The 14,459-nt window shown below is 34.0% G+C and carries 13 protein-coding genes and 1 pseudogene; 8 read left to right on the forward strand and 6 right to left on the reverse strand.

Annotation, left to right across the window (positions count from 1 at the left end):
- Positions 1–15: 15 nt before the first annotated feature.
- The 3 genes from GQR39_RS18190 to GQR39_RS18200 form a co-directional block, all read right to left on the reverse strand.
- The gene (locus tag GQR39_RS18190; RefSeq protein ID WP_165736282.1) at positions 16–444 is read right to left on the reverse strand and encodes a hypothetical protein; all 429 of its coding nucleotides are present in this window, start codon (positions 442–444) and stop codon (positions 16–18) included.
- A gap of 6 nt (positions 445–450) precedes the next feature.
- Complete coding sequence (locus GQR39_RS18195; RefSeq protein WP_165736283.1) at positions 451–624, reverse strand: hypothetical protein; 174 nt, start codon at positions 622–624, stop codon at positions 451–453.
- A gap of 388 nt (positions 625–1,012) precedes the next feature.
- Entirely contained in the window at positions 1,013–1,219 is a 207-nt protein-coding gene (locus tag GQR39_RS18200; RefSeq protein WP_165736284.1) for a hypothetical protein, read from the reverse strand.
- Between the two features lie 808 nt (positions 1,220–2,027).
- On the opposite strand from GQR39_RS18200, the gene GQR39_RS18205 reads away from it, so the two are divergent.
- A complete protein-coding gene (locus GQR39_RS18205; protein ID WP_165736285.1) occupies positions 2,028–2,906 on the forward strand; it encodes a hypothetical protein in 879 nt (292 codons plus the stop codon).
- A gap of 291 nt (positions 2,907–3,197) precedes the next feature.
- On the opposite strand, the gene GQR39_RS18210 is transcribed toward GQR39_RS18205, so the two are convergent.
- Complete coding sequence (locus GQR39_RS18210; protein WP_240918223.1) at positions 3,198–3,665, reverse strand: hypothetical protein; 468 nt, start codon at positions 3,663–3,665, stop codon at positions 3,198–3,200.
- Between the two features lie 198 nt (positions 3,666–3,863).
- Entirely contained in the window at positions 3,864–4,256 is a 393-nt protein-coding gene (locus tag GQR39_RS18215; RefSeq protein ID WP_165736286.1) for a hypothetical protein, read from the reverse strand.
- Between the two features lie 313 nt (positions 4,257–4,569).
- Between GQR39_RS18215 and GQR39_RS18220 the strand changes: the two genes are divergently transcribed.
- The 6 genes from GQR39_RS18220 (at position 4,570) to GQR39_RS18245 (ending at position 12,944) form a co-directional block, all read left to right on the forward strand.
- Complete coding sequence (locus GQR39_RS18220; protein ID WP_165736287.1) at positions 4,570–4,800, forward strand: hypothetical protein; 231 nt, start codon at positions 4,570–4,572, stop codon at positions 4,798–4,800.
- Between the two features lie 104 nt (positions 4,801–4,904).
- Positions 4,905–5,591, forward strand: a complete 687-nt coding sequence (locus tag GQR39_RS18225) for a sigma-70 family RNA polymerase sigma factor (protein WP_165736288.1) — start codon at positions 4,905–4,907, stop codon at positions 5,589–5,591.
- Positions 5,588–6,166, forward strand: coding sequence for a hypothetical protein (locus GQR39_RS18230; RefSeq protein WP_165736289.1), 579 nt, complete (start codon positions 5,588–5,590; stop codon positions 6,164–6,166). Before GQR39_RS18225 ends, GQR39_RS18230 begins: the two co-directional genes overlap by 4 nt.
- 26 nt (positions 6,167–6,192) lie before the next feature.
- On the forward strand, positions 6,193–11,100 hold the full coding sequence (locus tag GQR39_RS18235) for a PEGA domain-containing protein (RefSeq protein WP_165736290.1): 4,908 nt from the start codon (positions 6,193–6,195) through the stop codon (positions 11,098–11,100).
- A gap of 127 nt (positions 11,101–11,227) precedes the next feature.
- Complete coding sequence (locus GQR39_RS18240; protein ID WP_165736291.1) at positions 11,228–12,067, forward strand: hypothetical protein; 840 nt, start codon at positions 11,228–11,230, stop codon at positions 12,065–12,067.
- Positions 12,068–12,194: 127 nt separating this feature from the next.
- A complete protein-coding gene (locus GQR39_RS18245) occupies positions 12,195–12,944 on the forward strand; it encodes a hypothetical protein (RefSeq protein WP_165736292.1) in 750 nt (249 codons plus the stop codon).
- Here GQR39_RS18245 and GQR39_RS18250 read toward each other — a convergent pair.
- Positions 12,915–13,259 (reverse strand): hypothetical protein, encoded by a 345-nt coding sequence (locus GQR39_RS18250; protein WP_240918224.1) that lies wholly within the window; start codon positions 13,257–13,259, stop codon positions 12,915–12,917. The two genes, GQR39_RS18245 and GQR39_RS18250, sit on opposite strands and share 30 nt — an antisense overlap.
- A 556-nt stretch (positions 13,260–13,815) precedes the next feature.
- Here GQR39_RS18250 and GQR39_RS20345 point away from each other — a divergent pair.
- Positions 13,816–14,102: pseudogene (locus GQR39_RS20345) on the forward strand (helix-turn-helix transcriptional regulator).
- Positions 14,103–14,459 lie beyond the last annotated feature (357 nt).

Raw genomic sequence — 14,459 nt, forward strand, 5'->3', positions numbered from 1 at the left:
TTAGCTAATATAATTTTAAATATTTTCAATTAACGAATTAGCTATTATCACCTTATGTTTTTTGAAGCCTGAGTATTTAATTTCCATTGAGTGAGTATGAGCATTGAAATGTTCTGGGCTAGTAGCATGCAAAATTTCATTTTTTTCATAATCTAAAAAGTACACAAAGTGCCCCGATTCGAATGCGGTGCTAATTCTTGAGTTCCAAAAACGCCCATCACGATCTCCTTTATGAAAACCTGTAATTAGCACCTCAGTGCTCGCGAGTATATATTTGAACATTACATGATCAGCAATACCCTTTGGGGTATATACCGAATCAAAGCGCGACATAATACAACTTGTAACTCTTAAGCCTGAATTTTTAGTTATTTTAGTGTTTGTTAGTGCAATTAAGTGAGCATTTTGCGTATCATGTTTTAAAAGTGCGATTTTATTGTCCAATTTTACTCAATCAAAAGTGCCAAGTTTTTCTAAAAAAACTTGCTTTTCATTAGTTGAAATACTCAGGTAGTGAGCCGAATTAACCTCTTTTAAGTTGAGGTTATAATCACTATCAGCTTCGCTATTATTAGGCTCATTTAACGCTAATACCGTTTCAAAAATATCATTATAAAGATTCATAGCAAGAGCCTAATTTAAGCCTATATTCACTGCAACAAACTTAAAGATAACATGATATAGATCGCTGCATTATAAAAATAATTACACAAAAAAAGCGCCCTAATAAAATCAGGACGCTTTGCGTTTAGGACAAATAAACAGGTTTATACAAATTTAAATAACAAATATTTGAGCATGATTTTCATACTACGCTTATTACTTTGGCGATATTGCTCATATTTGATTATGCCAATAGCCATCCTGGTACAGAATATGGTCAGCGTAATAAACCAGCCAAAATTTTGAGTTGATTGGTACAGGAAAGAAAGTACAGCTGAGCCACTAAATGCGATAATCGAATAGACAACTTCTATTCGATACCCACTAATAGCTTTCAATATTTTGGGCATTAAAAGCCATCATCGAACGTGTCAAATGCATCAAAGCAGCCATCATCGTTTAAATCCGCTATCGACTCTTCAATCTCATAAACAGTCATGACCCTATCAGGTTGGCCCACCACATTGCCACCAACATCAACCATATTAGCGCTCGCATTTGTGATAGGAAGACCGCTGGCTGGATTAATAGCAATATCATTAGCGTCGTTTTTCATTTTTTAAACCTTCTTAATTATTAATTTATGCTATCAAATTTAATGATTTCGTGATAAAAAAAACTGTTTGACTGCGCAGCTCAGCAACAAACAGTTTGAATAAGGCATTCACTTTTCTTCTATTTTCACTTAATTTTTTTAGTAAAAACCCTCTCCTCTTTATCTAAAAAGTTTATTAATAAGTTTAATTTGAAGACGTTTTTTGTCTGATAGACGCTCTTAAAACGCATTTTTCGGCACGACAAACTGCAAAAAAAGCGTCTCAGAATGAGACCAATAGCTCGCGTAATACGTTGGAGGCGAAGCCGAAAATGTATGGAGTCGCGCGAATGTACAGCTGGTCTGTACTAACCGCGATAGTGTTTCGCATCAGCGAAATTCGATAAAAATTTTGCAAAAATTGATATCGAACCATCTATTTTCGTAGAAAATTACAGCAGATGAAAAATGCAAATTATGGGGCACCCATTGCATTGTCTGTAGCGGCAGTATGGCGGTTAGTACAGGGCGGAGCACGGTACATTCGCGCGGGGTCTAAAACGCTAGCGCGATAGCGCGTCGAGTCAGCTCGTTGCGGAGAAACACCAGAGCTGGCGTGCGTTTTAGGCTCTATGGTTGAACAACGAAGTTGAGAGACCATCAGCTGAAAGCTGCTCTTTGTTGCGATTATTATCGCAACAATCATTACGTGCATGCTGTTAAAGCTTCTCGGAATGAAAAACGAGGTTTAAGTCATCAAATAACGGTAATTTGTGTACTATGGTGCTAGTTAATTTTACTAATTAACTAGCCAGAAAGATTTTAGAAAATGACACAACAACCATCAATAAATTTGGAAACGAACAACACTCTTCATACTCACTACCCTCGCTATTTTGATATTGATATGCGGTATTATCCAGGCGTAAACAATCATCAAAAAGGGGTTAACCGAACACGATTAACCGTTTTAATTGCAATTCGGTTTTCCATTGTTACACCAGGCATTGTGCGTTGGCTATATGCCATCAATCATCGGTTAGCTTTAGAGCATCTAAACCGGCTAGAAAAAGATGGTTTTTTGCGGATGGTAAAAACACACCGCAGTCCAGATGGTCGCGTCTATGTTCCTACATATACAGCTGCCAAATTTGCCGAGGAGTTAATGGGCATCGACGTGTATTTTAGGAGCAATAAAAACCCTGCTCTGCAGTTCAACCAAAATAATGTAGTACACAACCTTATAAACGCATTTGTAATGTTGCGCGGTATACATAATTATCATAGTGATGAAACGTACGCCCCAATGTGGAAGGGATTTATTACCGAGCCTGAATTTCAACGAATTAACGGCCTATCCGCTACACGAACCGTGGATGGCGCTGTGCTACTTCCTGATGGCTCAATAGTCGCTATTGAGGTGGAACACTCTTTTAAAAACAAAACTGCACGACAGGCCATTTTACTAAAATATTTGTCGTCTTTAAAAAAGGGCGATTACAGTAAGATTTTTTTATTCTCCCAATCAGTCAAAATTTTTGATGACATTAAGCGACTCCACGAACAGTTATTTGAGGAAATGCCGCAACGTTTTGACAAGAAGACACGAGCACCACTTCTCAGTGAAAGCGATGCTGAATTACTTCACTCGTCTATTATTTTCCGCACTAAATTATGTGAGGAAATTAATGAAATGTTTTATCAATAAGCGATAGATAAGCAAAGGGGGAATAGATATTAATCCACTCCCCCTTTGCTTTTGGCCTATTTAAAGCCTTGCCAACATTATTATTAAATACACGCTTTTGTGAAATAATAACAAGGCGCTATATTTGCATCACGCCTTCCCCTAGAGGTGTAATCTCTATTAATGAGATTGAGCTGCTTAAACCAGGTCTCAGCTTAAGCAGTGAGCCTGCAAATAATGACTCATGGCATATTTTAGGGGTAATGATTAGGCTGTTATTTTATTATTAAAATAACTTATATTTGTCCTTTATTATTTATTTAGAAGACTGTTTATTGAATCTTGGATATTACAATCAATACGATCTTGTTCAAACTCGTCAACAAATTCATTTTCAATATCATTTTTATAGTCTTCTTCCAACTCATCCTCAAACTTGCTATCAAAAACTGAATCAAAGCGCTCTTCTGGCGCATCACTAAATGCTTGCTCTGGCTCTTCATAAAACTCGTCATCGTAATCAGGATATGCTGGTACGGGTTGGTGTACATCGTTTATTAAACAAATCATTAATTTATACATCAACAATTTTACGCCACGATAATTAAGATGTTTTTTATTAAAAATTTGAGGCTCTACAATAGCCCAAAACCCTTTAAAGTTAGGGTTATCTGCGCTTAGCATGAGTTTGTTTATTTTATGATCGTTATCCCGAACAACCGTTTTTACATCTTCTAACAGTGTTAGAATGTCTAGAGTAGAGGTATATCTGCAAGTCATATAATTTCCTTATTTTAAATTAACTTAATAATTATTGTCCGTTAATAATTACTTACTCCCCTTATTATGAGGTTATTTATAAATAGGCACTCCCAGGGAGAAATAGTGACTTTTTAGTGTATTTAAATTATTTATTTAAAACACATTTAAATTAGAATCTTCAAAAGTAAAAAAGCGAGCCCAAAGGCTCGCCAGAGTTTATGAGCTTTCAATTAACCGTAACCAACTATGTTCTGCAGCTGCAAAATATACGTTGGGTTTTAGCATAAATAGTTGCTCAAATTCCGCACTAAACAAGCTGCAAAATTTTGTTATGTCTTCAATATGTATGAGTAAAAAGGCATACATTTCAATACCCTCCAAATACCGCTCTGAGAACTCAGGATTAGCAGCTAATAACTGTTGAGAAATACTAATACCCAAAACACTCCCCACGCTATCTCGGTGTAAATAAATGTAATTTGTGAAGCCCAGCTCTAGTGTTTGCTTATCAACAACATCAGCTAGTAGCAAAATTGTAGAGCTGTCATCCCACGGTGATCTGCTAGCGCGTACATATTGGCGAATAAACGGCGATTTTTGATCTTTCATGATTTTTCCTAGTTATTTGTCCTACAACTAACTAGGTACTCAGCAGGGAATTTATGAAAGCTTAATTGTCCTTTGTTAACTAGTTTTAGCACTTATAGTCTGTATGCAGATTCACACTTTAATTTAAACAACTCTATCTAAACGAGTTTATGGCGGTTAAAAATACTCTCTAAACCATATAAAGCAGTAAATTAGAAAAGTAATTTATTTTTTTAAAAAAAATTGTTAACTCTCCCTGTGTCAGTTGGTTTCTATCTGCGAGTAAGTAAATCTTTAAACACTTTATAAGTAACTATTTAATTGAGGATATGTAATGAATTATCAACAAAACACATCAGATACTAAAGGCTGGATTGCTAAACCACTAAATCGAAAAGGTGATTTAGGTAGTTGGGTTGAGAGAATGGCGCAAGCATGCCCAAACCCTGAGCTAGATCAGGTTGTTTGGTTAAACAACAACAGAAACTCTGTAGGGTACAAAGCCATAGCATTTAAAAAAAATGGTGATGTTATCTGGCAACGTGGCCAAGTTGTATGGCACTAAGCTTCTAAAAACTGAAAGAAATAACGCTTTAAAACTAAAATACTTAAGTTTGTTTGGTATTATTATTACTAATTAAAAATATGTAATAAACCTCAGGCTAAAGTATGAAAGTTGATAACAAAGAGTTGGCAAAATATATGTTATTAATTAAAAAGATAACAAATTGGAAAGTTAGAGATTTGGGGCATAAAAACTTAATTGAGGATATTGTTCAAGAAACATTTATCAAACTGTTTAAGCAAGGTTTTTTAGAAAAAAATAGCCTCGACACTGAGGATGAACAAAAAATGGCGACTGCCTATATAAAGCAAACTGTTCATTCATGTTACATGGATCTGCTTGCATCTTTAGGCATTAATAGACGTCTAACGAAAGCCGAAAGATTAAACTCAGAGAATAAGTATGAAAACATCAAAAATGATCATATCGATGATGTTGATGAAAATGAGTTAACACTTGTTGAGACTGATACACCTGAACAGCAACTTTTTGTAAAAGAGGCATATCAGTGGATTAAAAACTGTTACTTATCATTATTAGATAAAGTTAATGATCAAAATAGAAAAACATTTTTTGAAGCCGCTTTTTGGCAGTTTAGCGATTATGACATGTCATTAAAGGCTTTAGCTGAACATCTTGGTTATGGCTCAAGCAACCCTACACAAGAATTAAAGAGATTTGTTGAAAAAGTATCACTGTGTACTCAACCACATGGGGTTATTGTTAATAACCCTAATGAACAAATTCAATTTTTACGTGAACAGATGGAAAACTCAAAGGCTCATTCATGAAACAAGAAGATATCACTAAGCAAATTGTAGCCTTACATGAAGAAGACGAGCTTAATAAAATTATGGATGATGTTAACGCTGAGCTGAGAAACGGGATCCCTATATCCCTCCAACAAGAGATTAATGCTTGCCTTAATAAAATCAATGATGAAGAAGTTACAAACAGCGAAAATGTTGTTTCTTTTAAACCTAAGAGAAAACCATCAACGAATACCTTTGCAGAAACAGAGTTACTTGCAGCTTCTGGGCAATCCTTAGCAGATTGGTTTTCTCAACCATTAAGTTTCGGTGGCGCTGGTTTTGTTTTAGATATCAGAAAAGTAATAGGATCAGAAGATGAGGTCGATTTATACCTAATATCGAATCAAGCAGATAATTCAAAAATGAAACAGTCATTATCTTCTTATCTTGGTAAGACTTTAAATATTTGTATCTCTAACGATGGAACTAACCTATTAACGGCAGCTTTATATGTCGATGAATCAGGACTTGAAGCTGAAGGTAGCGGACACTTAAATAAGGTTGATGGTAACTTTGTTAAAGGGAAGATCAGTATTGAAGTAATTATTGAATAATAGCAATAAAATATAGGGATATATCAATGATTCATATACTAACTAGCACCACTACCATATTAAAAATAGGGGTACGTCCTCAAGAAAGTCGAATTGGAGATTCGAACGTTAAAGCTGTTTTGAGCTTAAAGCTCAAGCAGACATTAACCGATGAATCTTTCATTGAACAGCAGGGCTACCTTCAATCATCTGCAATAGCAGCATATATTTCGTTAAATAAATTAGAGCAACATTCTCGCTTTAGAGCTAACGTAAATTTATTTGCATGTAACAACAAAGCATTCAACTTTACTCAGGGTAGTTCAAGTAGTGGTTTAGGTTTTGCTCTAGCTTGTTTTGATGCATGGTGGCGATTAAAACTCAATAAAAATAGTCACTTTAAACATCCCATATTTGCAACAGGTGAAGTATTAACTTCTGGTCAAATCAATTCAATTGCTCAGATAACTGAAAAAATTGAGTCTGTCTGTAATTATGTTGAAGAAAATAAAGATAATATCCCTAAGTTTTATTTCTGTTATCCAGCAAGTAATGATGAAGAAATTCCAGCATCACTTAAAGAGCGCCTATTAGAATTAAATGGGCAATTAATAGCTTCAAATAGGTTACAGGAAACTTTAGGTGAGCTGTTAGGTAAACATTATGATGGAGATCCTTTAGGCCGCTGGGTTCCTTTTAAAGGGTTAAGCAGTTTTGATTATGAAGACAGTGTACGTTTTTTTGGTCGCGATAAAGACGTAGAGCGTATTTATAATGATATTGAACATAATAGCGGCCTATTGATCGTTTCAGGAGCCAGTGGTACAGGAAAGTCTTCACTAATCAGAGCAGGATTAATTCCAAAGCTAGAAAAAGAATATGGATCTTTATTTTGGGCATCATGTACACCTAGCTCCTTAAATCTTTCTCAAGGGATATTAAGCTTTATATTTGAACAACTTATTCAAGCCTGGGATATCCCTTGCCAAAATGTTAATGAAATAATTGAAATTTTTAATACATCAAAAAATGATGGAATTAGTTTCTTTCAGAAGTTTTTAACTAACCAGTCTATTCATTGCTTACTCTACTTAGATCAATATGAAGAAGTATTTAGTCAAAGTGATCAAGCTATCAGTGTAATTGCTAATGAACTGAGCATTATCGATTTATTAGCGAAATCATTAACTCCTTTAAATATAGTATTGGCTGTAAGAAATGAATATTTAGGACGTTTATTAGATAGCCAAGCTCTTCGTTCTCCTATTATTTCAAATGTTGCCTCACAACTAACTGCAAAAGAGTGGCAATCAATAGTGCACGATCAAGCACTGTTTTCTGGTATTCATTTTGAGCAGAGTGATAATGATAATCAGAGCTTAGATCTACTTATTATAGAAGAAGCCATTCAAGTGCCGTTTGCATTACCAATGGTAAGTTTTTTGTTAGAGCAACTTTATATTAAAGCATTAGAAGAAGAGCCAACATCAAGCCTACTTTTATATAAACATTACGAAGAGTTAGGTGGGCTTTCAGGGGCAATTGCATATAGAGCTTCAAAGGTAATAGAAGATAATAATCCCTCTGATACTTTGATATCAAAATTCTTTGATTTTTTTGTCGGTATTAACCCTGAAGGTTTGCCTTTTGCAAGACAAGTTGTTTTATCTGAAATCGAAAAAATAGATCAAGAGCTTTATAAATTAGTTGATACATTTGTTAATAGTAACTTAGTTACCAACATTAGTAATAAAGAACATAAACCTGTAGTTAAACTGGCACATGACAGCCTATTCAGTCACTGGAAAGAGTTAAAGGAATGGATTGAAAACTCAAAAGAATACCTTTTGTGGCGTTATAGTGTTGATGGTTCGTATGCTCGTTGGCAAAAAGCGCCAAAAAATCATAAAAACTACTTAATTAAAGATAACCAGTTACTCAAAGAAGGTAAAGAATATCAGAAGTTATTAATTATTTTTGATCGTAAGCTAGATGACTATATAACCTTATCTTTAAAAGCTAAAAATCAAAAAAACTATACATTTTTCTTTATTTTTATTGTATTACCCGTTCTTTCAATCGGCTTATATCAATGGGATATAAACCGGATTAAAACTCACTATTATTCTGCTGTCGGTGAAAAGTGGAGTGTACCTTTTGGTATTAATGAATTAACAAGTGAGCAAGTAAAGCATAGAACTTTTAGTTACCGCATGGATTATCAAGGCGGTGTACTAAAGCGCTTAGCTCATGTGAATAGCTTTAACACCTTGACTATTGACGAGTTGAAGAATAATACAGCACTTTGGGAGTATAAGTTTTCAACTGATGGCATGATTCAATCAATTGTTGCTAAAGATCAAACAAAGAAAGTAATTAGAACAACCAACTTTCAATTTGATGGCACAGAAAGGGCTATTGCCGATTTAAATTCTAAATTTGGAAAAAAGAACTTTAAACAGAAAACGAAAAACCTTAAATTTCTCCCGTATTTTAAGCAAAAAAATAATTCATTAAATTTCACCAACTCTGATGTATCTCAGCATTTACTTACATATTCAATAGATGGCTACCTAATAAAGAAGGAATTTCAAAATGCCTATGGCACTAAAAAGCCTGTTATAAATCAATATTATGGGGTGAAATATGAACACGATCAGAATGGTCAAATAAAACTAGAATATTATATCGATAATCATGGCAGTCTTACTTCTGGTGATAGCAACATTGCTAAAGTTAAATATGAATATGACCATTTTGGCAATATCTTACATAAAGAAGTATCAGATAAAAATGAACATGGCGGTATTATTCGCTTCAGTTTTGATGAGTGGGGTAATCAAAAAGAAAAGAGCTATCACGATAAATTAGGAGTACCAGTTAGCGATAATGGTATAGCAAAAATATCTAATGATATCGATCAAAGAGGGAATATTACTAAAACTTATTTGTTTGATATTAAAGGTAACCTGAAAGAGTCACCATTTAATATAGCTATAAGAGAAATGGAATATGACCTTAATGGTAGGTTAAGTGAAATTTCATTTTTAAATTCTATGCTTCGACCCGTTAATAATAAAGAAGGCTATTCAAAGCTAGTCATCAGTTATGATGCCCAAGGTCGTATTTTAGAGGCTTTTCACTATGGGGAGGACTTAAAGCCTACGCCTAACCAATTAGGATGTACTTTAGTTAAGCGAACTTATAATGAAAACTCTGAAATATTAACGGAAGCTTGCCTAGATGATAATGAAAAACCAACGTTAGATATTTATAATGTTGCTAAATCTGTTATAGCGTATAACCAATGGGGCTTTAAGGAACAGCTTACTATGCTTGGAGAAGATAACCGTTTAACGTTAAATAGTGATGGTTTTGCCAAGGTCGTTTTTGAAACTGATATGAGAGGAAATACCCTTTCCGAATCTTATTTTGGTATCGATGGAAAACCCATAAGAATAGAAGGGGATGCTGTAAAAAATACGTATAAGTACGATGATCAAGGTAATGTTATAGAACAATCATTTTGGGATGAGTTAGGGAATCGAACAGAAATAGATGGGCTCGCAATATTTAAAAATGATTATGATGATTTAGGAAGACATACCCAAGAATATTACCTTAATAAAATGGGTCAGCCTATTCTTCGAAAAGGAATGGATTACTATAAAAAAACAACCAAATACTCCACTAAAGGAGACTATATTTCGTCAATAAATTACTCGAATGTAAATGGTAATATTATTGATGTTATCTCGCCTTCTACAAGTCAAGACACGTACACTACTGAATATAAAAATGCCAAAATTACCACATCACCCAAAAGTGCTAAAGTTTTTGTTGATAATAAGTTTGTTGGGTTAACCCCGTTTCATAAGCATATACCTCCAGGTAAACATGAGTTAAGAGTAGTTAAAGAGGGTTACCTAGAAATAACCAGCTCTATTAATATATTTAAAGATGAAGAATATTATTCCAGTTTTAGTTTATCTATGACTCCTAAGCCTGCAGCTTTTAATGTTCAATTCCTACAGGAAAAAGCAAAAGAAGGAGACAGGCGATCTCAATCTCAGCTAGGTAACTATTATAGTTTCACTAAAAAAAATTATGAACTTGCAAAGGTTTGGTATGAAAAAGCCGCCAATAATGGTTCAACCGAAGCAATGCATCAACTTGGGCTTTTATATATATGGAGTGAAAATACTAGGGAAAAGGGAGTCCATTGGTTACAAAAAGCCGCATATGCAGGAGTCTTAGAGTCTCAATATGTTTTAGGTTATGAGTATCTAACGGGTACAAAAATATCGATTAATGATGTTGAGGCACATAAGTGGCTCACTATGGCTGCAAATACAGGTCATACATCAGCCCAATATGAATTGGGTCGTATGAATAATTACGGTTGGGGCACCGATATAGATAGTTACACTGCATTTGAGTGGTATTTAATCGCAGCAAATGCAGGCCATGCTCTTTCGTGTAATGCTTTGGCTAGTTTGTATAGAAAGGGTGAAGGTACAGCCAAGAGCCTTTCAGAAGCTTTTTATTGGAATATGCTGGCAGCAGAGTTAGGTAATGAAGAATCATATTATCGAGTAGGAGAAGCTTACTTGGGTGGAACAGGAGTAGCTAAAGATACCAATAAAGCGGTTTTATGGCTGATGAAAGCATTTCAGTCTGAAGATAAGTTAATAAGGTCTGGTGCTGCTGGTATGTTGGGTCTTATCTATGAAAATGGATTAGGAATTCCATCTGATTTCGAAAAAGCTTTCTTTTTTAATAATAAAGCTCTTGAAGATGACAACTTTCATTCAGCATTTCCATTAGCTTATATGTACCTTCAAGGGCATGGCGTTGAAGTCAATTATACTAAAGCAGTCGAACTATTTAAAATTTCTCATAGCAAGGGTGATAAAAGAGCTACACAGTGGTTAACCCAAAATGGTGAAATTTAACCTTTTGAGTTCGAAATAAGTTTATTGAATAGATTCAGCTAAAAAGTCGCAGAAAAAATTAATATTTGTTAATTTATAAGAAAACGATCCGTTTAACATTTATATAGCCAACACCTGGAATACAAAAATGTTGAACAAAAATCCTATTGAGCCATCACTTAAGCAAGCCAAAGCATCTTTAGATGTATACGTTACAAAATCGAACTCTTTAAAAATTGCAACGTTTTCATCAATTAAAGGGAGTATTGAAGATTTTGAAAACTTATACGATTCTTCTCTTACTTTTTTATTATCAACACCAGAACTAAATCTTTTATATGCTTATAAAGAAACAATCTCTAATCCGGAACATATTTTCCAAGCCTATAAAAAATGGAAGCCTGTCGATACTAAAAAGTATGTTTGGGAAGGCGGGACACCTGCATTTCATTCAACATCTGAATGTGAAAGACTGCACTCACAATATATAAACCTTGAGATTCCGCCAGAAATTCAATCTAGAGACGACGCTGAGGTTGAAAAATTTCGCCGCTTTGTAAAAGCAAATTATGCATTATTAGAAGACAATGAACCCTTATTTTTAAAACGCTTAGATGCACGGTTTGTTCTGAGAAATCCCCCTAAATCGGTAAAAGCAAGTAATAGCGGATTAACTACTTTGAGAAATTTTGATCTACATGAATTAAAAAAAGAAATTGATAATCTCATCAATTCAGCACAAGTATTTATGGAAAAAGATCATGACACTCTGAACATTATTAAGAACAAAGGATATGGCACACATATAGTTAAGGAAGCAAAGATAGCAGATCATCCATTAAATATTTGGCATAAATATAAAACTGACCTGAAAGGTTTGCTGAAGCAATATTTTCTTGTTCGCTTTAATCCTGAAATGCAGTTCGATAAAACTCTTCTTGAACAAATTGGGTTTATGCCTTGCAGCAATTGCTGCGGTTCAAACTAATAAAATTGACTAGAAAAGTTCGCTATCTAAGTGTATATGCAAATCATAAAAGTATTTTTTATTTTGTTAACTATGAAGAAATCGTACCGTTTTACTAATTGTAAGTTCAACAATACGAGCAATTAAAATGAATAATGAATACTTTGAAGTCGAATTAATCAGCCCTCGTTCCCCTTCATATATTTACAATAACAAAAGATACAAAAAGCTTTCTGACAATGTTCGTGAATATAAAGCGGTTGATCCCTTTGCCGCTACTTACAATAAAACATTGCTGAAATGGGAGTCTGTTGTTCAGAGGCTTCTGGCCACACTGACAAATGAAGCCACTGATAGAATATTAAAGTATTCGAATACCAAGGCTAAGGTTAGCTATCGAGAAATAGACTTTATAGCTCAACCTTCGAAAGATGAACTTATTTTTTGTGAATTGAAATTAAAAGAGAATTTTAGAGAAAACCTGGGGAGTAAAGCATCAGGTTGGGCGCAGTTAAATAAAGCTTTAAATATAGCCCATAATAAGTTTCAGCAATTAAGTGGCCTATCTATCTGTGTTGATATGTCACATGTCTACGGGATAAAAACAAAAGCTACAGTGTTTGATTATTGCAGATTTTCAGAACTAACAAATTATTTTTGTAAACCGAGTAAAAGTAACAAAACCCTCTGGCTCAATTCCAAAGAGATTGCATATTTGGCAGTTAAGCATGAATTATTAACTTTAAAAGAAGTTAATAATATAAAAGTACAATTTAATGAATATAAAAATCCATTATCCATAATAGATGACAAGTATATTAAAAAAGTAAACAGCCCCTTCCAAGGTTTAATAAAGCTAAAGGTGAATTCAAGCACTCATTATAAAAAAATAAACTAGTGATTTAGTTTCTATAAAATCAACCTTACATACATCCATTTGCTCAATATGGATTAGTAAAAAAACAACCATCTCAAGCCCATCTTGATAACGTGCTGTAAACTCAGGGTTAGCTTCTAAAAGTGGATTAGAGATACTAATACCCAGTGTTTTCACTACGCTATCACGATGCAAATAAATATAATGGGTGTGTCCAAGCTCTAGTGTTTGCTTATCAACTACATCAGCAAAAAACAAAATGGTTGAAGCATCTTCCAACGGTGATTTACTAGCACGTACATATTGGCGTATGAACGATGATTTTTGATGTTTCATGATTATTTGTCCTAAAACTAACTAGGCCTGAGTGATGGTAATTTACTAGAAGAAGCTGTAAAAATGAACAGATTTGCAAAACACATTAAAAGCATTAAGGTTAGAGTATTGTTTCAATATTGAGGGTTAGAAATGAGTGATTTTATATGGTTATTACCGGCTGCTGTGTTGACAATCATTCTAATTAGGCTTGTTAAACACGCTAAGAAAGTAGATTAAGTAAAAACAATACTTAACTTTTTTGATATAACCGACGGTAGTTAAAGTGACCAATAAGTCACTTTAAGGCCTAGAATGCAGCTTAAAGTTCCCTAAAAGGCAATTTATGGTGAGGAGTAAAAAACACTAAAATGCGTTTTAATTTTTTACGCTTCTAATTTGATTTACACTCTATTGTATAGGGAACCTAAATGAGATTAGCCAGTATCAACTTTGCTTGGCATTAACACCTCTCAAACGCTTTACTCGCAAAAAAATAGACACCATAGTATCCATTAATCTTATTTTAAATCCATTTTAGATACAGCTGTGTCTCTTTTTTCTTGGGGGTTACATTATTAATTACCTACTATTAAGCGAAGGTGATGTGCAGCTAGCTTTTGCAGAACATCTAAAAGAAGGTCGCAAAAAAGCAAAAATGTCACGCGAAGCGTTAGCTAAAAAAGTACGGTACCTGCTTCTACGATAAAAAAGTTTGAAGTTACTGGGCTCATTTCATTCAGGCAGCTATTACTTTTATGGCAAACTCTTGACGATTTGACCCGTTTATATGAATTAACAAAATCGCCAGCTCAAGGTAAGAATGCGCCAACGTCTATCGAACAGGTATTAAAGCGTTATTAAATAATATCGATTCAAAGGTTATGGTAGTTTGTGTTTTTAATTTTTTAGTTAATACAATTTGCCTTTTAAGGCTGTTTTTAAGATACTAGCTAGGTGCTTATGAATTACTAAAAATCGTAGCACAAGCCATAGCACGACAAAGTAACAACCTGTTTTTAAAGACTTTAATTGACAACCTTATAACTATCGCAGTTAATGCACTTACTATTTATGAGTAAAGCCACTAATAAGCCCCTTCAATTAAAATCATTATTAAACATATACATAGATTTAAATGAAATGTTTTTTGACTGCTTTTCATACAATCCAAGTTCAATAAAAAACCTTTGTTTTTCATTAAATCGTAGCACACATTCG

This window comes from Pseudoalteromonas sp. C8, from assembly GCF_011378685.1.
GTDB classification, from domain to species: Bacteria; Pseudomonadota; Gammaproteobacteria; order Enterobacterales; family Alteromonadaceae; genus Pseudoalteromonas; species Pseudoalteromonas arctica.